The 22,138-nt window shown below is 65.2% G+C and carries 19 protein-coding genes and 1 tRNA gene; 10 read left to right on the forward strand and 10 right to left on the reverse strand.

Annotation, left to right across the window (positions count from 1 at the left end; genetic code table 11):
* Positions 1 to 159 precede the first annotated feature (159 nt).
* From V5F77_RS06320 to V5F77_RS06340, 5 genes are all read left to right on the forward strand, one after another.
* On the forward strand, positions 160 to 714 hold the full coding sequence (locus V5F77_RS06320; RefSeq protein ID WP_429004487.1) for a F0F1 ATP synthase subunit delta: 555 nt from the start codon (positions 160 to 162) through the stop codon (positions 712 to 714).
* Positions 714 to 2,243, forward strand: coding sequence for a F0F1 ATP synthase subunit alpha (gene atpA / locus V5F77_RS06325; RefSeq protein WP_429004488.1), 1,530 nt, complete (start codon positions 714 to 716; stop codon positions 2,241 to 2,243). The genes V5F77_RS06320 and atpA overlap by 1 nt, the downstream gene beginning before the upstream one ends.
* A gap of 30 nt (positions 2,244 to 2,273) precedes the next feature.
* Entirely contained in the window at positions 2,274 to 3,143 is an 870-nt protein-coding gene (locus V5F77_RS06330; protein WP_429004489.1) for a F0F1 ATP synthase subunit gamma, read from the forward strand.
* Between the two features lie 34 nt (positions 3,144 to 3,177).
* Positions 3,178 to 4,614 (forward strand): F0F1 ATP synthase subunit beta, encoded by a 1,437-nt coding sequence (gene atpD / locus V5F77_RS06335; RefSeq protein WP_429004490.1) that lies wholly within the window; start codon positions 3,178 to 3,180, stop codon positions 4,612 to 4,614.
* Between the two features lie 119 nt (positions 4,615 to 4,733).
* Positions 4,734 to 5,153 carry a F0F1 ATP synthase subunit epsilon gene (locus V5F77_RS06340; protein ID WP_429004491.1) on the forward strand — a complete coding sequence of 140 codons (420 nt, stop codon included), beginning with the start codon at positions 4,734 to 4,736 and terminating at the stop codon, positions 5,151 to 5,153.
* A 119-nt stretch (positions 5,154 to 5,272) separates the two neighbouring features.
* Here the strand turns inward: V5F77_RS06340 and V5F77_RS06345 are convergent, their stop codons facing one another.
* The 4 genes from V5F77_RS06345 to rplU form a co-directional block, all read right to left on the reverse strand.
* The gene (locus V5F77_RS06345; RefSeq protein WP_429004492.1) at positions 5,273 to 5,779 is read right to left on the reverse strand and encodes an RNA pyrophosphohydrolase; all 507 of its coding nucleotides are present in this window, start codon (positions 5,777 to 5,779) and stop codon (positions 5,273 to 5,275) included.
* 117 nt (positions 5,780 to 5,896) lie between these two features.
* Positions 5,897 to 6,526 (reverse strand): GNAT family N-acetyltransferase, encoded by a 630-nt coding sequence (locus V5F77_RS06350; RefSeq protein WP_429004493.1) that lies wholly within the window; start codon positions 6,524 to 6,526, stop codon positions 5,897 to 5,899.
* 139 nt (positions 6,527 to 6,665) lie between these two features.
* Positions 6,666 to 6,941 (reverse strand): 50S ribosomal protein L27, encoded by a 276-nt coding sequence (gene rpmA, locus V5F77_RS06355; protein WP_429004494.1) that lies wholly within the window; start codon positions 6,939 to 6,941, stop codon positions 6,666 to 6,668.
* Positions 6,942 to 6,961: 20 nt separating this feature from the next.
* The gene (gene rplU / locus V5F77_RS06360; RefSeq protein WP_429004495.1) at positions 6,962 to 7,336 is read right to left on the reverse strand and encodes a 50S ribosomal protein L21; all 375 of its coding nucleotides are present in this window, start codon (positions 7,334 to 7,336) and stop codon (positions 6,962 to 6,964) included.
* Between the two features lie 269 nt (positions 7,337 to 7,605).
* On the opposite strand from rplU, the gene V5F77_RS06365 reads away from it, so the two are divergent.
* Both V5F77_RS06365 and V5F77_RS06370 read left to right on the forward strand, forming a co-directional pair.
* Entirely contained in the window at positions 7,606 to 8,001 is a 396-nt protein-coding gene (locus tag V5F77_RS06365; protein WP_429004496.1) for an acyl-CoA thioesterase, read from the forward strand.
* 122 nt (positions 8,002 to 8,123) lie between these two features.
* Positions 8,124 to 8,213, forward strand: a tRNA-Ser gene (locus V5F77_RS06370).
* Positions 8,214 to 8,277: 64 nt separating this feature from the next.
* Here the strand turns inward: V5F77_RS06370 and V5F77_RS06375 are convergent.
* The 6 genes from V5F77_RS06375 to V5F77_RS06400 all read right to left on the reverse strand — a co-directional run bounded on the left by V5F77_RS06375 (position 8,278) and on the right by V5F77_RS06400 (position 14,740).
* Positions 8,278 to 10,209 (reverse strand): heavy metal translocating P-type ATPase, encoded by a 1,932-nt coding sequence (locus tag V5F77_RS06375; RefSeq protein WP_429004497.1) that lies wholly within the window; start codon positions 10,207 to 10,209, stop codon positions 8,278 to 8,280.
* Positions 10,206 to 11,201 (reverse strand): FAD:protein FMN transferase, encoded by a 996-nt coding sequence (locus V5F77_RS06380; protein WP_429004498.1) that lies wholly within the window; start codon positions 11,199 to 11,201, stop codon positions 10,206 to 10,208. The genes V5F77_RS06375 and V5F77_RS06380 overlap by 4 nt, the downstream gene beginning before the upstream one ends.
* Complete coding sequence (locus V5F77_RS06385; protein WP_429004499.1) at positions 11,182 to 13,389, reverse strand: PepSY domain-containing protein; 2,208 nt, start codon at positions 13,387 to 13,389, stop codon at positions 11,182 to 11,184. Before V5F77_RS06385 ends, V5F77_RS06380 begins: the two co-directional genes overlap by 20 nt.
* Positions 13,390 to 13,404: 15 nt before the next feature.
* Positions 13,405 to 13,875 (reverse strand): DUF2271 domain-containing protein, encoded by a 471-nt coding sequence (locus V5F77_RS06390; RefSeq protein ID WP_429004500.1) that lies wholly within the window; start codon positions 13,873 to 13,875, stop codon positions 13,405 to 13,407.
* A gap of 61 nt (positions 13,876 to 13,936) precedes the next feature.
* A complete protein-coding gene (locus V5F77_RS06395; RefSeq protein ID WP_429004501.1) occupies positions 13,937 to 14,302 on the reverse strand; it encodes a hypothetical protein in 366 nt (121 codons plus the stop codon).
* A 156-nt stretch (positions 14,303 to 14,458) separates the two neighbouring features.
* The gene (locus tag V5F77_RS06400; RefSeq protein ID WP_429004502.1) at positions 14,459 to 14,740 is read right to left on the reverse strand and encodes a PepSY domain-containing protein; all 282 of its coding nucleotides are present in this window, start codon (positions 14,738 to 14,740) and stop codon (positions 14,459 to 14,461) included.
* Between the two features lie 146 nt (positions 14,741 to 14,886).
* On the opposite strand from V5F77_RS06400, the gene V5F77_RS06405 reads away from it, so the two are divergent.
* The 3 genes from V5F77_RS06405 (at position 14,887) to V5F77_RS06415 (ending at position 21,899) form a co-directional block, all read left to right on the forward strand.
* Positions 14,887 to 15,546, forward strand: coding sequence for a response regulator transcription factor (locus tag V5F77_RS06405; RefSeq protein WP_429004503.1), 660 nt, complete (start codon positions 14,887 to 14,889; stop codon positions 15,544 to 15,546).
* Positions 15,543 to 16,910, forward strand: a complete 1,368-nt coding sequence (locus tag V5F77_RS06410; protein WP_429004504.1) for an ATP-binding protein — start codon at positions 15,543 to 15,545, stop codon at positions 16,908 to 16,910. Before V5F77_RS06405 ends, V5F77_RS06410 begins: the two co-directional genes overlap by 4 nt.
* Before the next feature lie 675 nt (positions 16,911 to 17,585).
* On the forward strand, positions 17,586 to 21,899 hold the full coding sequence (locus V5F77_RS06415) for a chemotaxis protein CheB (RefSeq protein WP_429004505.1): 4,314 nt from the start codon (positions 17,586 to 17,588) through the stop codon (positions 21,897 to 21,899).
* Positions 21,900 to 22,138 lie beyond the last annotated feature (239 nt).

Here is a 22,138-nt window from a genome sequence, read left to right on the forward strand (position 1 = left end):
TTGCCGCTTCGCAAAGCCTGTGTTAGGCAACCCCGACTTCCGGGGACCGGGCGTGCCGGTCTTTCGGGGGGGAACATCGATATTCCCAACAGATCAAGGGTTTGGGTCTCCTGACGCGCGGATCGCGTGGCGGAGGTTGCGGACCCGAGAGAGGCGCGGGTGGCGGAGACGATCGTGTCAGGCATGGCGGGGCGCTATGCGACCGCACTGTTCGAATTGGCGAACGAGGCGGGAACCCTCGACGCCGTGCAGGCAGACCTCGGCATGTTGTCGGGCCTGATCGCGGAGAATGCCGACCTCGGCCGTCTCGTGCGCAGCCCGGTCTTCGGTGCCGAGGAGCAGGCCCGCGCCATTGCGGCGGTGATGCAGAGCATCGGCATCACCGGCATCACCGCGAATTTCGTCAAGCTCGTGGCCAGCAACCGCCGTCTGTTCGCGCTGCCGTCCATGATTTCCGGATTCAACGCTCTGGTCGCCGCCCATCGCGGCGAGGTGACGGCGCAGGTGACTGCCGCCGAGCCGCTGAGCGACGCCCATATTGCCGCGCTCAAGGAAGCGCTGGCTCAAAAGACCGGCAAGGACGTGAGCCTCGACGTGACCGTCGACCCGTCCATCATCGGTGGTCTGATCGTGAAGCTCGGCTCGCGCATGGTCGATGCTTCTTTGAAGACCAAACTCAATTCTATCCGGCATGCGATGAAAGAGGTCCGCTGATGGACATTCGAGCCGCTGAAATCTCTGCCATCCTGAAAGAGCAGATCCAGAATTTCGGCCAGGAGGCGGAAGTCTCGGAGGTCGGTCAGGTTCTCTCCGTGGGCGACGGCATTGCGCGCGCTTATGGTCTCGACAACGTCCAGGCGGGCGAAATGGTCGAGTTCGAGAACGGCACCCGCGGCATGGCGCTGAACCTCGAAATCGACAATGTCGGTATCGTGATCTTCGGCTCCGACCGCGAGATCAAGGAAGGCCAGACCGTCAAGCGCACCGGCGCCATCGTCGACGTGCCGGTCGGTAAGGGTCTGCTGGGCCGCGTCGTGGACGCGCTGGGCAATCCGATCGACGGCAAGGGCCCGATTGTTTACACCGAGCGCCGCCGTGTCGACGTGAAGGCGCCGGGCATCATTCCCCGCAAGTCGGTGCATGAGCCCATGCAGACCGGCCTGAAGGCCATCGATGCGCTGATCCCGGTGGGCCGCGGCCAGCGCGAGCTGATCATCGGCGACCGCCAGACCGGCAAGACCGCCGTCGCGCTCGACGCCATTCTCAACCAGAAGCCCATCAACATGGGCACGGACGAGAAGGCCAAGCTCTATTGCGTCTATGTGGCGGTGGGCCAGAAGCGCTCCACGGTCGCCCAGTTCGTGAAGGTGCTGGAAGAGCAGGGCGCGCTGGAATATTCTATCATCGTCGCCGCCACCGCCTCCGACCCGGCCCCGATGCAGTTCCTGGCGCCGTTCTCCGGCACCGCCATGGGCGAGTTCTTCCGCGACAACGGCATGCACGCCTTGATCGTCCATGACGATCTGTCCAAGCAGGCGGTCGCCTATCGCCAGATGTCGCTGCTGCTGCGCCGCCCGCCGGGCCGCGAAGCTTATCCCGGCGACGTGTTCTATCTCCACTCCCGCCTGCTGGAGCGCGCGGCCAAGCTGAACGACGCCAATGGCGCCGGCTCGCTGACCGCCCTCCCGGTGATCGAGACCCAGGCCAACGACGTGTCGGCCTATATCCCGACCAACGTGATCTCCATCACCGACGGTCAGATCTTCCTTGAATCCGATTTGTTCTACCAGGGTATCCGCCCGGCGGTGAACGTCGGCCTCTCGGTGTCGCGCGTCGGCTCCTCCGCCCAGATCAAGGCGATGAAGCAGGTGGCGGGCAAGATCAAGGGCGAGCTGGCCCAGTATCGCGAGCTTGCGGCCTTCGCCCAGTTCGGCTCGGACCTCGACGCCTCCACCCAGAAGCTGCTGAACCGCGGCGCGCGCCTGACGGAACTGCTGAAGCAGGGCCAGTTCTCGCCGATGAAGGTCGAAGAGCAGGTGGTGGTGATCTTCGCCGGCACCAACGGCTATCTCGACCCGCTGCCGGTCTCCAAGGTGCGTGAGTTTGAGCAGGGCCTGCTCTTGGCGCTGCGCTCGCAGCACCAGGACATCCTCGACACCATTCGCACCTCCAAGGAAATGTCCAAGGAGACCCAGGAGAAGCTCACGAAGGCCATCACCGCCTTTTCCAAGAGCTTTTCCTGAGCCTTTCCTCGAGATTGATGGACGGGCGCAATGGCGAGCCTGAAAGAACTTAGAAACCGGATCGCCTCGGTCAAGGCGACGCAGAAGATCACCAAGGCGATGCAAATGGTCGCCGCGGCGAAGCTGCGTCGCGCCCAGACCATGGCCGAGGCCGCGCGTCCGTTCGCCGAGCGCATGGAAGCCGTGCTCGGCAACCTCGCCTCCGGCGTCACGGTGAGCGCCGATACACCGCTTCTGCTCGCGGGTACCGGCAAGGATCAGAACCATCTGCTCCTCGTCTGCACCTCCGAGCGTGGCCTGTGCGGTGCGTTCAACACCCAGATCGTGCGTTTCGCGCGCGAGCGGGCCTATTCGTTGATTGCCCAGGGCAAGGACGTGAAGTTCTTCTGCGTCGGCCGCAAGGGCTACGACCAGCTGCGCCGCACGTTCCCGAACCAGATCGTCGAGTTGGTGGATCTGCGCGCCGTGCGCACGCTGGGCTTCGTCAACGCCCAGGACATCGCCGAAAAGATCATCGCCCGCTTCAATAAGGGCGAGTTCGATGTCTGCACCCTGTTCTTCTCGCGCTTCAAGTCGGTGATCTCCCAGATCCCGACCGGCCAGCAGATCATCCCCGCCACCTTCGAGCAGAAGGGCGGCGAGGCCATGCCTTACGATTACGAGCCGGACGAGGGCGAAATCCTCGCCGACCTGCTGCCGCGCAATCTTGCGGTGCAGGTGTTCCGCGCGCTGCTGGAAAATCAGGCGTCCTTCTATGGCTCGCAGATGAGCGCCATGGACAACGCCACCCGCAATGCGGGCGAGATGATCAAGAAGCAGACCCTCATCTACAACCGCACGCGCCAGGCCATGATCACGAAGGAACTCATCGAGATCATCTCCGGCGCAGAAGCGCTCTGACGGCAGCGCGGTCGAGACACAAGGACGACGAACTATGGCCAAACCCACCGGACGCATCTCTCAGGTCATCGGCGCCGTCGTCGACGTGCAGTTCGACGGCCACCTGCCGGCAATTCTCAACGCCCTGGAAACCACCAACCAGGGCAATCGCCTGGTGCTGGAAGTGGCCCAGCATCTCGGCGAGAGCACCGTGCGCACCATCGCCATGGACTCGACCGAAGGTCTGGTGCGCGGCCAGCCGGTGGCCGACACCGGCGCGCCGATCCAGGTGCCCGTGGGCGAAGCCACCCTCGGCCGCATCATGAACGTCATCGGCGAGCCGGTTGACGAACTCGGCCCGATCGTCGGCGAGATGGTTCGCGCCATCCACCAGGAAGCCCCGACCTACGCCGAGCAGTCCACCGAAGCCGAAATTCTCGTGACCGGCATCAAGGTGGTCGACCTGCTGGCGCCTTACTCCAAGGGCGGCAAGATCGGCCTGTTCGGCGGCGCCGGCGTGGGCAAGACCGTGCTCATCATGGAGCTGATCAACAATATCGCGAAGGCGCACGGCGGCTATTCCGTGTTCGCCGGCGTCGGCGAGCGCACCCGCGAGGGCAACGATCTCTATTACGAGATGATCGAGTCCAAGGTGAACGTGGACCCGCACGAGCATGACGGCTCGGCTGCCGGCTCCAAGTGCGCCCTGGTCTATGGCCAGATGAACGAGCCCCCGGGCGCCCGCGCCCGCGTCGCGCTGACCGGCCTGACCGTCGCCGAGCATTTCCGCGACCAGGGCCAGGACGTGCTGTTCTTCGTGGACAACATCTTCCGCTTCACCCAGGCCGGCTCGGAAGTGTCGGCTCTGCTCGGCCGTATCCCTTCGGCGGTGGGCTATCAGCCGACGCTCGCCACCGACATGGGCGCGCTACAGGAACGCATCACCACCACCACCAAGGGTTCGATCACCTCGGTGCAGGCCATCTATGTGCCCGCCGACGATCTGACCGACCCGGCGCCCGCCGCCTCGTTCGCCCATCTGGACGCGACCACCGTGCTCTCGCGCTCGATCGCGGAAAAGGGCATCTATCCCGCGGTGGATCCGCTGGACTCCACCTCGCGCATCCTGTCCCCGCTGGTGATCGGCGAGGAGCACTATAATGTGGCCCGTCAGGTGCAGCAGACCCTGCAGCGCTACAAGTCGCTCCAGGACATCATCGCCATTCTCGGCATGGACGAGCTGAGCGAAGAGGACAAGCTGGTGGTGTCGCGCGCCCGCAAGATCGAGCGCTTCCTCAGCCAGCCGTTCCATGTGGCCGAAGTGTTCACCGGCTCGCCCGGCAAGCTGGTTGACCTCGCCGACACCATCAAGGGCTTCAAGGGCCTGGTGGAAGGCAAGTATGATCACCTTCCCGAAGGTGCTTTCTACATGGTGGGAACCATTGAGGAAGCCATCGAGAAGGGCAAGAAGATGGCGGCGGAAGCCGCCTGATCACACGCGCCTGAGCCTGCGGGCCCGAAGGGTGACAGAGGCCGGCCCCGTGCCCCGCGCAAGCGGATGCAGGGCCGGCATCGAACGCATAAAGGCCCCGCGCGGTCGGAGACACACAGATGGCCACCTTCCCCTTTGAGCTCGTCTCACCCGAGAAGCTCCTCTTTTCCGGCCAGGTGCAGGAAGTGGGCGTGCCGGGAACCGAAGGCGATTTCGGTGTCATGGCCGGCCATGCGCCGTTCATTGCCACCTTGCGCCCGGGCATCCTGACCATTCACGCCGATGGCGGCGCCAAGCGTCTGTTCGTGCGCGGCGGCCTTGCCGAGGTGAACCCCACGGGCCTCACCGTGCTCGCCGAGCGGGCGGTGCCGGTGGAAGAGATCAAGCCGGAAATGCTGCGCCAGCTCATCAAGGATGCGCAGGAAGATATCGCGGACGCCCGCACCGACGAGGCGCGCCAGCGCGCCGAGTCGCAGGTGTCCGATCTCAAGCAGGTGCTGGACATTCTGGTGCCTGGCGAAGCGCCGCTGCCGCACTGACAGGCCCCGCTTTCAGGCGCCCCCGTTTGGGACAAAAAGGCCGGCTCACGCCGGCCTTTTTCGTCTCCCGGCCTCCGGCCCTCGTTGCTTTTCGGCCTTCGGGCGTCGGGCCGCGTGCCTCACGCCCCGGCGAACCGCCGGAACTCGTGGATCACCCGCTCATAGACCGGGCGCTTGAACGGCACCACCAGCTCGGCCGTGCGGTCGAGATCCTCCCAGCGCCAGTGCACGAACTCGGCCTTGTGCTTGCCGCCGCCGGGCTTGAGGATTTCGATCTCCCCTTCGGCGCCGGTGAAGCGCAGGGCGAACCAGCGCTGGGTCTGGCCGCGATATTTACCCCTCCAGGCCTCGCCCGCGATGCGGCCCGGTAGATCGTAGTTCAGCCAATCCTCCACTTCGCCCAGTCGAACGACGGAGCGGATCGAGGTCTCCTCGTACAATTCCCGCAGCGCCGCCTCGAACGGCTGCTCCCCGGCATCGATGCCGCCCTGCGGCATCTGCCAGGAATGCTCCATGTTCAAATGTTCCGGCCCGCCGGCGCGCTGGCCCATGAAAACCCGGCCGGCCTGGTTGAACACGGCAAGGCCGACGCAGCGACGATAGGGAAGGTCTTCCTGACGCTTCATTGACGTACCTCTTTTGCCCGCAGGCTTGCCCCTGCTTAGCAAATCAAGACGGTTTCCGCGCGACTACGGTGCGCGCGCGACCGGGAAATCTTCGCCCCCGGTCCCGCGCGACCCGGCTCAGTGCGCCCGGACACCGCCGGGCAGGGCGCTCGCGGCCCAGGCGCGCAGCGATACCCAGGTGCGGCGATCCAGCAGGAAGCGGTCCACCGGAACCGAGGCGCCGAGCGCCTTCACCCGGCACAGGCCGGCGCCGCACCATTGGAAGGCGCACTTCTCCAGAACCCGGCGCGAGGCGGGATTCACCACCCGCGCGGCACCCGCGATCTGCTCGACCCCGGTTTCAGAGAAGGCATAATCGATCACGGCGCGGGCGGCCTCGGTGGCGATGCCCCGGCCCCAGAAGGTCTCGCCGATCCAATAGCCAAGCTCCGGCGCCGGCTCGCCGGGGCGACGGGCGAAACCGGACATGCCGACGAGCACCAGGGCGCCTTCCTGCTTCAGAAGCACGGCGAAGGTGGCGGCATCCGGGCCCTGCGGGGCGGTGGCGACGAAGCTTAAGGCATCGGCCGCGCGATAGGGATGGGGCAGGTTCGCGGTCATTTCCGCGATGCGGCGGCTGTTGGCTAAAGCGGCGATGGCGTCCACGTCCTCGATCTTGGGTGCGCGCAGCACCAGCCGCGCGGTTTCGAGGACGGGCATACAGCTTTCCTGCAGCGCAACTCCGGGCGGCGTCTCGATGATGGTCATGGCGGGCTCCAGGCCAAGGGCAAAAGAAAACCGGGAAGACGTGCCCGTCTCCCCGGTTCATCGGAGCCCCAGCTTCCTGGTTCAGGCTCCCTCCGGTTCGACGAGACCGGCGGGATCCTGCATTTTCAGGTCTCGCCGGTTATTCAGCCGCCTCAAGGGCGGGGGTAGCGACAACGGATACAAACGTGCGGTCGTTGGCTTTGGTGCGGAACTCGACTCGGCCTTCAATAAGCGCGAACAAGGTATGGTCCTTGCCCATGCCGACGTTGGTGCCGGGATGCCATTTGGTGCCGCGTTGACGCACGATAATGTTGCCGGGAATGACTTCCTGGCCGCCGAAGCGCTTCACGCCAAGGCGCCGGCCGTCGGAATCGCGGCCGTTGCGGGATGAACCGCCTGCTTTTTTATGAGCCATTTGCGCTCTCCGTTCTCAGATCAAGCTTCGGCCGAGGCCTGTTCGGCCGGCGCAGCTTGGGTTGCGGGGGCGACGGCCTTGCCGTCGGTTCCGAGAATCTCGGTGATGCGCACGACGGTGAGGTCGGCGCGGAAGCCGCGCTTGCGGCGCGAGTTCTGCCGGCGACGCTTCTTGAACGCGATCACCTTGTCGCCGCGGGTCTGCTCGACCACTTCGACGGTAACGGAGGCGCCGTCCACGAGCGGGGCACCGATCACGGTGGTCTCGCCTGCCAGCATGAGCACGGGGAACGACAGGATCTGGCCGGCTTCGGCGTCGATAATCTTGTCGACCGTGATGACGTCTTCGGGGGCGACCCGATACTGCTTGCCGCCCGTCTTGATGACCGCGAACATCTTTGTCTCGCTTTCGTGTTCCACCAGCCTCGAAGGGCGGGCTTCTTTCGGTCGATTGGGAATATGGGCGCAACGGCCCACGCGAAGCGGTTCGTGTACCCTTTGCCGGGTCCGCTTGTCAATGTGCGCGCCGGGTCAAAAACGCGGAGCGGCGCCGGTTTGCGTCCGGCCGCAGGGTGTCTTAACCCTGCGGTTGGAACACGTCCAAGCGGGATCCGCCTCCGGCTCGCCGGGCGCCATGAGCCGCATCCGAACGCAAGGGTCCCATCATGCACGACAAGCAGTCCGATATTCCGGACGGCGTCCCGGCCATTCGCACCATCGCCATGCCGGCGGATACCAATCCGAGCGGCGATATTTTCGGCGGCTGGCTGATGTCGCAGATGGATCTCGCGGCAGGCAATGTCGCCGCCCGCCGCGCGCGCGGGCGCTGCGCCACCGTGGCGGTGGAGGCGATCACCTTCCTCGGGCCGGTGTTCGTGGGCGACGAGGTGAGCCTATTCGCCAATCTGCTGACCGTGGGGCGGACCTCGCTGCGGATCGAGGTGGAGGCCTGGCGCCGGGCGCGCGAAGGGGAAGATACGCGCAAGGTGACCGAGGCGGTGTTCACCTTCGTGGCCATCGACGCCGCCGGCAAGCCGCGTCCGGTTGACGGCACGCCCTGAGCATTTGCGGCGCGTTCCGGCCGGCGTGGAAAGCGTGTGCGCGCGTCTTGTGCTTGTTTCGCGGCTCGGTTAGAAGCGCTGAGAACCACGTCGACGGATGCGATAAGCTCCGGCCCCCGGATGGAGAGGTGGCAGAGTGGTCGAATGCACCGCACTCGAAATGCGGCATACGGGCAACCGTATCGGGGGTTCAAATCCCTCCCTCTCCGCCACTTATCCGCTTAATACATTGAATAATAAGCGAAAATAAGAGGCTCTTCGGCCTCATTTCTCATTTTACCCCACATTGTGGTGTGTCGCTCTCGTGTGGGCGCCAGGCCGACATACTTCGCCGCCAAGTCCACGTGCGCCGGCAATTGTCCGCGCGGCCTCTCTCGGCACGATCCTGAGCGCCCGCAGCGCGTTCAGGATGACCGCCACGTCGATCACTTCCTGCAACAAGGCGCCCTGCACGGGTGTCAGATATCCCAAGGCTGCGGCAACCATGCCCAGGATCGACAGCCCGATCCCGGCCACGACGCTTTCCAAGGCGATCCGGCGCGAGCGTTGGGCGATTTCGATTCCGGGCAGAAGGCGGTCCAATTGGTCCACCAGCAGAACGACATCCGCCGCCTCGGCGGAGGCCGCCGCCCCGCGCGCGCCCATGGCAACACCGATGTCAGCGGCGGCAAGAGCCGGCGCATCGTTGACGCCGTCGCCCACCATCATCACCGGGCCATTCTTGCGCTCGGTGAGGACCACCAGAACCTTTTGGTCCGGGGTCAGGTCGGCCCGCACGGCGTCAAGGTCCAGCCCCTCGGTCACGGCCTTGGCCACTGCACGGCGGTCGCCGGTTGCCAGCAGGATGCGGCTGATGCCCAGACGGCGCAGCCCGGCAAGCAGATCGGAGGTGCCGGCCCGCAGCGCATCGGCCAGTACGAGATGGCCGACGCGTTTCCCGTCCACTGCAAGTGCAACGACGACCGAACCTGCTTCGCGGATCGCGTCTTCAAGGTCATCCGCCTCGATCTGCGATGCGACGAAGCTCGCGCCCCCCACAACGACCTTTCGGCCATCGATAACCCCCGCAACGCCGTCTCCAGGCGTCTCGATTACGTTTTCAGGGAGCGGCAGCGTGGCGCCGCGCGCATGCGCCGCCGCGACGATCGCCTGCGCGATCGGATGTTTCGAGGCCTGATCCAGAGCGGCGGCGAAGTACAGGACATTGGCCTCGGAAAGGGCGCCGAGTGCATGGATCGAAACGACCTGTGGTCGCCCGTCGGTCAATGTGCCCGTCTTGTCGAGGATCAGCGTCTGGATCCGCGCCAGCGCCTCAAGCGGCTTTGCGCCCTTGATGAGAACCCCGAAATGGGCCGCACGTGACAAGCCGGCCACGAGGGCCACCGGGACCGCGAGGATCAGCGGACATGGGGTCGCAACCACCAGAACCGCCACAGCGCGGATCGGGTCGCCCGTGAACCACCAGGCCGCCGTCGCAAGAGCGAGTGTCACCGCCAGAAACAGCAGCGAGTAGCGGTCCGCGAGCCGGGCCATCGGCGCCTTGGATTGCTGTGCCGCCTCGACCAGCCGGACGATCCCGGCATAGGTGCTGTCGGCGGCGCCACGGCTCACATACAAATCGAAGACTTCGCCCGCATTGGTCGAGCCGCTCATGACCTCCTGTCCGCGCTCCAGGCGCACGGGCATGGACTCGCCCGTCAGTGCCGACTGGTCCAGCATCGCGCGGTCGCTCTCGACCGTGCCGTCTACGGGCGCGATGTCGCCCTGCCGGATCAGCAGCAGGTCACCCGGCTTAATCTCATCCAATGGCACCTCGTCGAGTGTGCCGCCGCGATGCCGCGTCGCCGTTCGCGGCACGCGCGACAGGAGATCGCTCATCTCACGCCGGGCGCGGCCCTCGGCAAAGCTTTCCAGGAAGGTCCCGCCGGAATACATCAGCGCAACCACGGCCGCCGCGAGCGTCTCGCCAAACAGCAGGGCCGCCGACATCGACAGGGCAGCCACGATGTCCAGTCCAACCTCACCCTTCGAAAGGCTGCGGACGATCTCGACCACCAGCGTCGCCAGCGCGGGGCCGACGCCTGCTGTCCAGGCCAGGGTGGCAAGGTGGGGTTGCCCGCCCAGCAGCAGTCCGAGGCCGGAAACGAGGCCAAGCAAGGCGATGCCCAGAAGCGCGACGCTGAGGCGATCGTGAAGCAATGGGTTCATCTGGCGTGCATCCCGCGGTCAGGTTGAGCACCCGGGCCTGAACGGGCCTCGAACAGCCGCCCGACCGGCGTTTCGCGAAGGCGGTCGCCCTCTCGGTCAATGAAGAGGGCGTCAAGATTTTGCCTACGCGCCAACTCTACGCCTTCCAGCCTTCCTCGTACCATGAGTGCTGTTGCCCAGGCGTCAGCGGCCATGCAACTCGCGGCGACGACGGTGACGGAGGCGGGAGACGCTACGAGCGGCCCGCCGCGTGCCGGGTCCATGGTGTGCGACAGCCGCCGGCCGCCGATATCGACCCAGTGCCGGTAGTCGCCGGAGGTCGCGACAGCAGCGTCGTGAAGAGCGATCATCGCCTGAGGGGCCCGCGCGACAGGGTCCGGCCGCTCGATGGCCACGGCCCACGCAGCACCGTCAGGCTGAAGCCCGATAGCCCGCAATTCGCCATCGATGGCCACCAATGCGCCGGTGATGCCGAATGCGCGCACCACTTCGGCCAACCGGTCCACGCCATAACCCTTGGCGATGCCGGAGAGGTCGAGGGTCAAGGGTGCATGCTTACGCACCCGGCCCCTCGCCGGATCGAGTTCCAACACATCATGTGCCCGGTATCTCGGGCTACTGAGGGTCTCGCGAATGCCTTCGAGGCTGCCCTCGGCCCGACCGAAGCCCCATGCGGTGACGGCGTCGCCGACGCCGATGTCGAAGGCCCCATCCGAAGCGCGCCCGACCGCCAACGCGGTCGCGAGCACCGCCATGAGGCGCATCGGCACGCCGATCCAGATGTTCAGCGGCGCAGCATTGAGACGCATCAGGTCGCTGTCCGGCTTCCAGGTGGACATTTGTGCATCCACCTCGTCCGTCGCCGCCTGAAGTGCCGCTTCGACCGGGGCGGCATCGAAGCTTGAAGCCGCATGAAACAGGGCGGACCAACGGGTGCCCATCGTCGGGCCGTTCAGTGCGTAACGCACGCGATCAGTAGACATCTTCGACATAGCGCCCCTCGGCTTTGAGTGTGGCCGGTGTCAGCCCGGACGGCGCGAGGATCTCGGTCAGCGCATCCGCCACCCCGGCGGCCATCTCGCGGCCGCCGCAAACCATCACGCGGGCCCCGTCCCGGATCAGCCGGGCGACCTGCGTTCCTTCGGCACGCAGCGCGTCCTGCACGTAATGCGGGTGCGCACCGCGCGAGACCGCTGTGACGAACCGCGCGAGGCGACCCTGTTTCTGCCAGGTCGATAATTCCTCGCCATAGAGGAAGTCGCTGTCGGGATGACGCATGCCGAAGAAGAGATGCACCGGGCGCCGCTCCCTGTTGGCCCGGACGAACCCCGCGAGCGGGCCGATCCCGGTCCCGGCGCCGATCAGGATCAGCGCAGTGCGACCACCACCAACCCGGAACGCAGGATTTGGCCGCACGAAAGCCGTCACGGTGTCCCCCGGTTCGAGCCCCTTGAGCTGCCCCGAGCACAGGCCACCGGGGTGCTTTTTCACCACGATCTCGAGGAAACCGTCGCGGCTTCCGGAGGCGAGCGAATAGAACCGCGGCACCGCCGAGCCGACGGGCAGGACGCCGAGCAGATCGCCCGCCCGGAATGGCCCGAAGCCCCGCCCGGTCAAGCGCCGCCAAAGTGGAACCTGCGGCAGGGCGAAGCGCAGGATCGCGGTCGGCGCCTGCACCTTTGCCCCGTAGTCGCGACGCGACATCAGCGTCAGCTCGTGCGACGCGGGCGGCATGGGCTGATGGCAGAGCTCCAGTGCAATCCCGATTGCCGCGCCGAACTCGCGGCCCCAGCGGGCAAAATCCTGCGGCGACTGGCGGTCGACGGTGTCGAAGGGGATAAGCTCCCGCCAACCCTTCGCCTGCGCCGCAGCCGACACGGCTTGTGCGAAGGCGCAGAAGGCCGGGAAGCTGCGGTCGCCGAAACCGAGTACCGCGAGACGTGCGGAGGGTATTGTTTCGAGTTGCGCCACCCGTTCGAGAAACCCTTTGGCCGAAGCGGGCGCGTCGCCATCGCCATAGGTGGCCGCAAGAACGACGATGCGCTCGGCGCGCGTGTAGCGGGCCGGATCGAAGGTCGACATCGCAGCCACGTGGACATCCTGGCCGGCCTCCGACAGCGCCCTGTGCAGAGTCGCGGCAAAGCCCCAGGTGCTTCCGCCTTCGCTGCCGACAAGCAGGATCGTGCCGGCGCGATCGGCAGCGACGTTGTTCCTCACTTTCGGCCGTCCGCGCCGCCCTGCCCACCACAGAGCGAGCCCCGTGCCACCCATCGCCGGCACGCTCAGGGCCACGAGCCCGAGCACAAGTCCCAGCCCTGCCGCACCCTTGCCGGTGTGCAGCATGTAGATCGTCTCCGAGACCTTCTCCCAGGGTGTCAGGTCAGCCCAGGCAAGAAGCGTCCCGGTCCCCTGGTCGAGATAGCCGGCACCCCGGTCCGTCTTCAGCGTGAAGACGTCGGCGGCATCCCCGGGATAGGGAAAGGCCAGCTCGCGCAGCTCCGCGACCGGCGTGGCGGCGAGCAGGTCCATCTTGGCAATCGCCGCACCGGTAGTCCCGCTGACCCCGGCCGGAACAGTCAGCACTGCTCCTCCCTGCGGCAGCAGGCCGAAGGTGGACGCCGTCATCCACAACGCCGTCGCCGAGGAGAGGGTGAGGCCGACGACGGCGACACGGGCGATCTCGACATGCAGCCGCCCCGAAAATGGGCCTCGCAGGTGAGCGAACCAGCGGGCCCAACCCCCGACCCGGCGGGCGACCAGACACGCGCCGGAAAGCGACAGGACGAGCATCGCAGCCGCGCCCGCCGCCATCGCGATCCGGCCCGCATCGTCCAGAAGAAGAGACCGATGCAGGCGGGTCAGCCAGCGCTCGGTCGGGTTGCGGTCGGCCGAGGCGATGCCTTGCCCCGTTCCGGGGTCGATGACCGCGGCACCCGGCGCGCCGCTCTCGAACCAATAGGCGGTGATCCGGCCCGACGGCGCGCGCCGGATCTGCTCGACGCCGGGATAGACGGCTTGAACGCGCGCGGCGAGCGTGGCCACGGAAAGCCCATCCTCGGCTTGCGGCGCGGAGAGGCGCTCCGCTGCCGGGAAGACCGACAGAGCCGCCCCACTGAGCGCAAGAATGGTGACGAGGACCAGAGCCAGCAGACCCGGCCAACGGTGGAGAGCGCGGATCATGGCCCAAGCCTCTCCTTACAGGCCGTAGCTGAAGTCGGCGACATAGCGGCGGCCACGCACCGGTTTGCCCGCGCCGGCCGTCGTCAGCGCCACGGACACATCCTTGGGGCTGTCGCGCATGTCCTCCACCGCCGCATCGACGTGCAGCGTGTAGCCGGCGTCGAACAACGCGTCAGCGAGATCGAGCGTGATCTTGAGTGTTCGGCCGGCACCGACGCTGGCGCCGGTGATGCCGTTGATCTGGGCCGGGGCGCCACCAGTGGCGCGGTACCAGTCGGTGAGGTGCTGGTAGTACTTGGATTTACCGCCGGCCATCCAGAGACTGCCGGCATAGGCACCTTTCGCGTCCGTGACATAGAGGGCGAGATAGGCGCCATTGCCACCATAATTGTTGAGTGTTGCGGTCAGCGTGACGGGACGCGCCATGGCGAGGCTGGGTGCCGTGAGCGCGGTGGTCAGCGCGAGCGCTGCAAGGACGGATTTCATTGGGAATACCTTCTTCCGGGACGCAGGATGAGCGGCCGAGTTCAATTCACGCTGACCTGGGTCAATTCACCCTGACCTGGGGCGGCGCACCGTTTCCGAAGAGCCCGTTCTGCGGTGGGGTTACGGTGTCGACGGAAGCCGGAGTGCGAGCGGCGCGGCCGCCGCTGCCGTCATCATCATGGTCGTCGTCATCGTCGTCATCGTCGTCACCACGGCCGTGGCCGGGCCGGCGATGCTCCCCCTCGTCATCGTCATCGTCGTCGTCGCTGGCGAGAATGAGCGGGAGCGCCTCCTGACCGTCATCGAGGACGGCCGCGATCGGGCGGTCGGCGGCGATTGCGGGGCTGCGCACGGCGCTCCATGCCGTGAGGCCGATGGCGGCTGTCAGGGTGGTCGAGGCAACGAGAAGGGTGAGGGTCTTTCTCATGGCAGGGTCTCCTTATCTGCGGGAACCAAGCTGGAGCCGCGACCTTAGGCCTTCCTGACGGCGCGACGATTTCCGCTTCAGCTTGCCGTCAGGAAGAAAAAAGCCCCGCCGGACGGGCGGGGCTCTGGGGGAGCTGAGAGGCGGAGGCCAATAATCTCAGTCCTTGTTGCCATCCTCATGTTCGATCTTGATCACCTGAAGCGTCGCGGGATGGACGGTCACCTCGATCCGTCGCCCGTCGGCATCACGCCCGTCGATCTGATAGCAGCCGTCGTCGATCTTAATCCTGCGGACGGCCCAGCCATTCGCCTTGGCGAGCCGGGTCACCGCGTCGCGTGGCTGCCAATTGGCCATGGGCACGAAACAGTCGTCGTCGGCGAACGCCGGCCCCATCGGCAGCACCGTGAGAAAGGCCAGAATTGTCAGTATTTTCTTCATGGGCCAAACTCCGTGCTACGGCCATCGTGAGCGGATGATGCGCGACGAAGCTGACGAGATCCTGAAGCGCTGGACCCACATCTGTAAGCCTTGTGTCAGCCCAAGCCGACATAAGGGGGCGTAAAGATCAAGGGAAACGATGAGCGATGCGCATTCTGCTGATCGAGGACGACACCGTCCTGGGCGCCGCTGTGCGGGACCAGATCGCGGGGGACGGCCAGTCGGTGGACTGGGTCACGCGCCTGGATGCGGCAGGCGATGCGATGACGTGCGCCGCCTATGATCTCATCCTGCTTGATCTCATGTTGCCGGATGGCCGGGGGATCGGATTTCTCAAGCGGCTGCGTGCCCGCGGTGATGCGACACCCGTGATCATCCTGACCGCGCTCGATCAGGTTTCCGATCGGATCGAGGGGCTGAACGCCGGCGCGGACGACTACCTCGTCAAACCGTTCGACCTGTGCGAGCTGTCGGCCAGGATCGGCTCGGTCGGGCGGCGCTATTCGGGCAACCCGAATCCCATCATCGCTCACGGTGCACTGGACATCGATCTCGCGTCACGCAGTGTTCGGCGGAACGGCAGGCCGGTTCAACTCACAGCGCGCGAATGGTCGCTGTTCGAAGCATTTCTGGCGCGCCCCGGACAGCTTCTTTCCAAGACACAGCTCGAAGAAAAACTCTATGCCTTCAATGCCGAAATAGAGAGCAATACCATCGAGGTGCATATAAGCCGGTTGCGCAAGAAGCTCGGGACCGAGATCATCGAGACCGAGCGTGGCCTCGGCTACAGGCTGGGCGCGCCATGAGGTGGCCGCGCAGCCTTCAGGCCCGGCTGGGGTTGTCGATCGGCGTCATGCTGACGGTCCTGTGGATCGCCGCTGCCGCCGTGACGGCGGTGGTTCTTCGCCACGAGATGGACGAGGTCTTCGATTCCTCGCTGCAGGAAACGGCGCAGCGTCTGCTGCCGCTTGCCGTGGTGGACATCGTCGGGCGTGAGGAAGATGGCGTCATCCAGCGGCTTGGGGCGATCCGCGGGCACGACGAGTTCTTCACCTACATCGTCCGCGACGCGCAAGGACGCATCCTGCTGCAGTCGCACGCCGCGGACGCCACCGTCTTCCCCCCCTATGACGGGCCAGGCTTCCGCCAGACCGCCACCCACAGGCTCTACAATGACGACGCCCTGCGGGGCAGCGTCCAGATCACCGTGGCCGAGCCGCTGGATCATCGCGCGGCCATAGCGCGCAAGATTCAGATGGGTCTGGGGCTTCCGCTCCTGGTGGTGATCCCCGTCGCGCTTCTGGCGATCCTCCTTGCGGTTCGCGCGAGTCTTGCGCCCCTGCGCCGCTTTCGGACAAGGCTGCAGGCGCGCGATGGAAGGGATCTGTCACCCGTCCCGGGAGGCGACCTTCCCTCCGAGATCGCTCCTCTGGCGGGCACCTTGAACGGCCTTCTGGAGCGGCTGCAGGCGGCCTTCGACGCCGAACGCAGCTTTGCGGCCAATGCCGCCCATGAGCTGCGCACCCCCCTCGCCGGAGCTATCGCCCAGGTGCAACGGTTGCGCTCGGAAACCAGCGATCCCGCAGCACGCGTGCGTGCCGCCGACATAGAGGTGACGCTCAAGCGGCTCACCCGCTTGTCCGAGCGCCTCATGCAGCTTGCCCGAGCGGAAGGCGGAAGGCTTCGGCTGGATCGCTCCGCGGATCTGCGGGCCGTTGCCCGCCTGGTGGTCGAGGATATCGGGCGCGCCGGAGCGCCGGGCCGGATCGCGCTGACGCTTCCGGACCAGCCGGTGTTGTCGGATCTCGACCCGGACGCCTTCGGCATCCTTTGCAGGAACCTCATCGAGAACGCGCTGCGTTACGGTGTTGAAACCGCCCCCGTCGAGGTGACTTTGAACGCAGATGGAATGTTCACCGTGGCGAACGAGGCGCCTGTTTTGCCGCCCGAAACGCTGAGCCGCCTGTCTTTGCGCTTCGAGCGTGCCAGCGCAAGCCCCGACGGCAGCGGTCTCGGCCTCGCCATCGTGGCGGCCATTGCGGAGCGCATCGGAAGTTCGCTCATTCTCTCATCACCGCGCCGGGGCCAGGCGTCCGGGTTCGAGGCGACAGTCAAGCTTCCGGTGAAAGATCGAAGCGCATCCATTTCTTCCGGCGCCGCAACGCGATGACGGGGGTTTGGTCGGTCCAAGCTTTGGGCAGATACCGCAGCGCCTTGGCGCGAACGCGCCCTTCACCCGTTTGGGTCGGACGCGCGTGCCAAGCGACCGAGCTGAACGACGACAAGCGTCTGGCTGTCTCCTAAAGGCGCCTTACGCAGCGGATGCGCTGAGGTGTTCGGTCTCGGTGTCGAAAATCTGATAATCAATTGAAGTGTATGAATAGCCTAAAGTAGTGCGAGAATGATAAAATTATACTTTAATGTATTCAAAATACCGAAATTTAAATGAAATTTAATCATATAATTCAGGTTTATTTATGAAATTTTTACAATAAAATTGGATAATACAATCGGTATCTATTTGATGCCATGGAACTGATATGTGAAAATATTCTGTATTTCCCAGCCCATTAATCGCAGGCAAGCATGAGATGCATCAGCAAGACATGCGGGGCAGGGCCACCCGCCGAGGTCGTGCTTACCGGGTGTGCGGCAACGTCTTGATGTGTCACAAGGACTTATCCACGCAGTCCTGCTAAGATGTTATGCTCGGTTGGTGGGACTTGCCCGTGTTCCGGCTGTTGAGTGCACGCGTGCCGTTTTCAAACATGAGAACAAACATAGAATGTCAAAGCGGCCCATGTCACCCCGAAGGGATCCGCCGCGGTCGAAGATCCGCGCTCCGATGATCGAAGCGATGCCGGCCGGTCCGCATGGCTTTCCGGTTGTCGGCATTGGCGCCTCGGCCGGCGGGCTCGAAGCCTGCAAGAAGCTCCTTACCGCCATACCTGCCCGCAGCGGGATGGCCTTCATCCTGGTCCAGCACCTCGATCCCACCCATGAGAGCATGATGGTGGATCTGTTGGCGAGGCACACCTCCATGGTCGTCCTCCAGGCGACGGATGGGATGACGGTGGAGCGCGATCATTTCTACGTCATTCCACCCGGATCGGATCTTTCGATCCGCGCGGGACTGCTGCGGCTTTCTCTCCCCAAAGCCCGGCATGGTGCCCGTCTTCCGTTCGACTTCCTGTTGCATTCCCTGGCCGAGGCATTTGGCAAGGACGCGGTCGCCGTGGTGCTTTCGGGCACCGGGGCTGACGGCAGCGTCGGCGTCGTTGCCGTGAAGGAGAAGGGCGGCTTTGTCATCGCCCAGGAACCGGAAGAGGCGGGCTATGACGGCATGCCGCGCAGCGCGATCGCGACGGGTGCGGTGGACCTTGTGCTGCCGGTCGCCAGGATTCCGCAGGCCCTCATCACGCGCGAACCTCGGCCGGCCACGACCGTTGAAGGCACGGCCTTGGCGGCGATCGTCGAGCTGCTGCGCACCAATACCGCCTATGACTTCACCCTCTACAAGCAGGGCACGCTGCAGCGGCGCACCGAGCGGCGGATGGCGATGGCCTCCATCGGCATCGACGGGATGGATCGCTACCTCGAGCAGCTTCGGCACGACCCTGGCGAGCTTGAGCTTTTGGCGAAAGACCTTTTGATCAACGTCACGAGCTTTTTTCGCGATCCGAAGGTCTTTGAATTCCTCGCGCAAGAGATCGTCCCGGACCTGGTTCGCAATCATGCACGCGACCAACCCCTGCGCTTGTGGGTCGCGGGGTGCAGTTCGGGCGAGGAAACCTATTCCCTCGCCATGCTGTTCTTCGAGGCCATAGCCGCCGCGCAGCGCCCGGTCCGGCTTCAGGTCTTCGCCTCCGACATCGATGCCGACGCGGTGGCGCTTGCCAGAGAAGGCTTCTATCCCAAGGCCATCGAGGCGGAGGTGTCGACCGAGCGGCTCGCCCGCTTCTTCTCCAGGGAGGAGAACGGCTACCGGGTCGGCCCCGACCTTCGGGCCGCCGTGGTGTTTACCGTGCAGAATGTGCTCGCGGATCCGCCGTTCTCCCGGCTCGACATGATCTCGTGTCGCAACCTCTTGATCTATCTGGGCCCGCAGGCGCAGGACAAGGTTGTTTCTCTGTTTCATTTTGCCCTGCGCGAAGGCGGCATCCTGCTGCTCGGCACCACGGAGACGGTCGGCAATGCCGCTTCCCGGTTCGAGATTCTCTCGAAGTCCGAACGGCTTTACCGGCACACCGGCCGCAGCCGGCCGGGGGAACTCGGGTTCTCAGTGGGCGTCGGGGACACCGTGCGTGTTCCGGTCCGTCCCTCGCAAGGACATGCCGCGGCGCGCCAGAACACGCTTGCGGAATTATGCCGGCGCCTGGTGCTGGAGGCCTATGCACCCGCCGCCGTTCTGATCAACCGCAAGTATGAATGCCTCTATTACCTTGGATCGACGGACGATTATCTCAGGTTGGCACCGGGACTTCCCATGCATGACCTGCTGTCCCTGGCGCGCGAAGGCGTGCGGACCAAGCTGCGGGCCGCCATCCAGCGGGCGTCCCAGGAGGGCGCGCGGGTCGTCGTCGACGGTGGACGGATCACCCGGAACGGCGAATCCCATGCCTTCAGCATCGCCGTGCAGCCGGTCCAGTATGAGGGCGAAGATCTGCTGCTGATCTGCTTCATCGACGCGCCCGCTCAGAATGGTAAAAGCGGCCGCCCGCCGCCGCGCCGCGATCTTCCCCGCGTGGCCGAGCTTGAACAGGAGCTTGATGCCACGCGCATGGAGCTTCAGGGCGCCATCCGTAATTTGGAAATCTCAAGCGAAGAGCAAAAAGCGGTCAACGAGGAAGCGCTTTCGGTCAATGAAGAGTTTCAGTCGACGAACGAGGAACTGCTTGCCTCCAAGGAGGAATTGCAGTCGCTCAATGAGGAACTGACCGCGCTGAACGGCCAGCTCCAGGAAACCCTGGAACGGCAGCGGACGACCTCGAACGACCTGCAGAACGTCCTTTACAGCACCGATGTCGCGACCCTGTTCCTCGACACCGAGCTGAAGATCCGCTTCTTCACGCCGGAAACCCGGTTGCTGTTCAACCTCATTCCCGGCGACGTCGGGCGTCCGTTGTCGGACCTCAGTTCGCTCGCCGGCGATGGCGCGCTGCTGTCCGACGCAACAGCGGTCCTGAAGGATGGCGTGCCGCACGCCCGCGAGATCGCGGGGGCCAACAGCGCGTGGTATCTCCGTCGCATCCTGCCCTATCGCACCCCGGAGAGCGGGATCGGCGGCGTGGTCATCACCTTCGTCGACATCACCGAGCAGCGGCGGATTGCCGGAGCGCTGGAAGCGGCGAAGCGGGAAGCGGAACTTGCGAATGCCGCGAAGTCGCGGTTTCTCGCCGCGGCGAGCCACGATCTGCGCCAGCCCCTGCAATCGCTCGTCCTGCTTCAAGGGTTGCTGGCGAAGTCGATAGAAGGGGAGAAGGGCACCCGCCTGGTCCTGCGGCTCGACGAGGCCATCAGCGCCATGTCGGGCATGCTGAACGCATTGCTCGACATCAACCAGATTGAAGCCGGCACGATCCGTGCGTCCGTCGCGAGCTTCCCGATCGATGACCTGCTCAACCTGCTGAAGGAAGAGCTGACGTACCATGCGCACGCCAAGAAGCTCGTCTTGCGTGTCATCCCGTGCGGGATTTCGATCGAGAGCGATCCGCGCCTGCTCGAGCAGATGATCCGGAACCTGATCTCCAATGCCTTGAAATATACGTCGCGTGGCCGGGTCCTGGTGGGCTGTCGGCGGCACGGTGGCCTGCTGCGGATCGAGGTGTGGGATACCGGGATCGGCATTCCGGATCGCGAGCTTCAGGCGATCTTTGAAGAGTACCACCAGGTGGACAATGCCGCGCGTGAACGCAGCCGCGGCCTTGGTCTGGGCCTCTCCATCGTGCAGCGGCTCGGCCTCCTTCTGGGTCATCGCGTGCATGTTCGATCCGTCCCCGGCAAAGGCTCGGTCTTTTCCATAGACGTCGGCATAACGCCGGGCCGGAGCAGGCTGCAGGCGGCAGAGCTTCCGCACGCCGCCGGTGCCCCCGGAGACGATCGTCACAGGCCGGCGGCGGCCATCCTCGTCGTCGATGACGATCCGGACGTGCGATCCCTGCTTGAGCTGTCGCTTACGGGCGAGGGACATATGGTGGCCGCGTCGCGCGACGCCGTCGCGGCACTGGAAATGGTGGAGCGCGGTACGATCCGGCCCGACCTCATCCTGGCGGACTACAACCTGCCCAACGGCGTGAACGGGCTGCAGGCCGCCAAACAGCTCCGGGCGAAGCTTCAGGACCGAGTCCCAGTCATCATCCTGACCGGCGACATATCGAAAGAGGCGGAGCGGGACATCGCGCTCGGCGACTGCGTACAACTGACCAAGCCCGTGAAGCCGAAGGATTTGGCTGGTGCCATGGAACGGCTGCTGCGGCCCAGGGGCGCCGGCGCGCATCGCCAGGCTCCTCCCGCTGCGACCGGCGCCCCAGCGCATGCCCCGGTGGTGTTCATCGTCGATGACGACAGCCATGTGCGGGAAAGCATGCGGAGTCTCCTTGAAGAGGACGGCAGGATCGTGGAGGACTACGACAGTTGTGAAGCTTTTCTGGCAGCCTATCATCCCGGTCGCCCGGCATGCCTTCTTGTGGATGCTTATCTCCCGGGGATGAACGGGCTCGAATTGCTGCAGCGACTCCATGATGCCACAGACCGCATGCCTGCCATCATGATCACCGGCAATAGCGACGTGCCGACCGCCGTTCAGGCCATGAAGGCCGGAGCCGTCGACTTCATCGAGAAGCCGGCAAGCCGCAGCGATCTGCTTGCCGCCGTTGCGCAGGCGCTGGAGCAGTCGCGCGATGCCGACAAATCCTCAAGCCGGCGGGCGGATGCGGAAAGCCGCCTGGCATCCCTGACCGAGCGGCAGCGCCAGATACTGGACCTCGTGCTTGCCGGCCACCCCAGCAAGAACATCGCGGCGGACCTCGGCCTGAGCCAGCGGACCGTCGAGAACCACCGCGCTTCGATCATGCGGAAGACCGGTTCGAAGTCGCTTCCCGCCCTGGCCCGCCTCGCGCTTGCGTCGTCCTGGAAGGACGACTCGGAGCCCTTTGCATGAGCTGTGGTGGCGCTTGCCTTGCGCGCGGACGCACCGTGCCCCCAGGTTTCCCGCCTGATTTCATTCGATGTCGTGGACATGACGGCGGCGGTAAGTAGTTTCCGACCCTCGCCCCCGCCGCAGCGGGGAATAATATGGCATGGCGATCCATGCGCGAATGCCTTCGGACATTTGCCGCAGGAACGGGTCGCATCGCTGCGGTGCTGGTTTTCAGAGTGTGCGCCGCGGCATCTTTTAAG

The organism is Roseixanthobacter psychrophilus (assembly GCF_043195195.1).
Lineage (GTDB): Bacteria > Pseudomonadota > Alphaproteobacteria > Rhizobiales > Xanthobacteraceae > NCEH01.

Coding starts and splice junctions, on each gene's coding strand:
- V5F77_RS06330 (WP_429004489.1), top strand. CDS start 2,274: ATGGCGAGCCTGAAAGAACTTAGAAACCGGATCGCCTCGGTCAAGGCG.
- V5F77_RS06400 (WP_429004502.1), bottom strand. CDS start 14,740: ATGAAGAAAATACTGACAATTCTGGCCTTTCTCACGGTGCTGCCGATG.
- V5F77_RS06375 (WP_429004497.1), bottom strand. CDS start 10,209: ATGAACCCATTGCTTCACGATCGCCTCAGCGTCGCGCTTCTGGGCATC.
- V5F77_RS06395 (WP_429004501.1), bottom strand. CDS start 14,302: ATGAGAAAGACCCTCACCCTTCTCGTTGCCTCGACCACCCTGACAGCC.
- V5F77_RS06380 (WP_429004498.1), bottom strand. CDS start 11,201: ATGTCGAAGATGTCTACTGATCGCGTGCGTTACGCACTGAACGGCCCG.
- atpA (WP_429004488.1), top strand. CDS start 714: ATGGACATTCGAGCCGCTGAAATCTCTGCCATCCTGAAAGAGCAGATC.
- atpD (WP_429004490.1), top strand. CDS start 3,178: ATGGCCAAACCCACCGGACGCATCTCTCAGGTCATCGGCGCCGTCGTC.
- V5F77_RS06365 (WP_429004496.1), top strand. CDS start 7,606: ATGCACGACAAGCAGTCCGATATTCCGGACGGCGTCCCGGCCATTCGC.
- V5F77_RS06385 (WP_429004499.1), bottom strand. CDS start 13,389: ATGATCCGCGCTCTCCACCGTTGGCCGGGTCTGCTGGCTCTGGTCCTC.
- V5F77_RS06390 (WP_429004500.1), bottom strand. CDS start 13,875: ATGAAATCCGTCCTTGCAGCGCTCGCGCTGACCACCGCGCTCACGGCA.
- V5F77_RS06405 (WP_429004503.1), top strand. CDS start 14,887: ATGCGCATTCTGCTGATCGAGGACGACACCGTCCTGGGCGCCGCTGTG.
- rpmA (WP_429004494.1), bottom strand. CDS start 6,941: ATGGCTCATAAAAAAGCAGGCGGTTCATCCCGCAACGGCCGCGATTCC.
- V5F77_RS06340 (WP_429004491.1), top strand. CDS start 4,734: ATGGCCACCTTCCCCTTTGAGCTCGTCTCACCCGAGAAGCTCCTCTTT.
- V5F77_RS06350 (WP_429004493.1), bottom strand. CDS start 6,526: ATGACCATCATCGAGACGCCGCCCGGAGTTGCGCTGCAGGAAAGCTGT.
- V5F77_RS06345 (WP_429004492.1), bottom strand. CDS start 5,779: ATGAAGCGTCAGGAAGACCTTCCCTATCGTCGCTGCGTCGGCCTTGCC.
- V5F77_RS06410 (WP_429004504.1), top strand. CDS start 15,543: ATGAGGTGGCCGCGCAGCCTTCAGGCCCGGCTGGGGTTGTCGATCGGC.
- V5F77_RS06415 (WP_429004505.1), top strand. CDS start 17,586: ATGATCGAAGCGATGCCGGCCGGTCCGCATGGCTTTCCGGTTGTCGGC.
- rplU (WP_429004495.1), bottom strand. CDS start 7,336: ATGTTCGCGGTCATCAAGACGGGCGGCAAGCAGTATCGGGTCGCCCCC.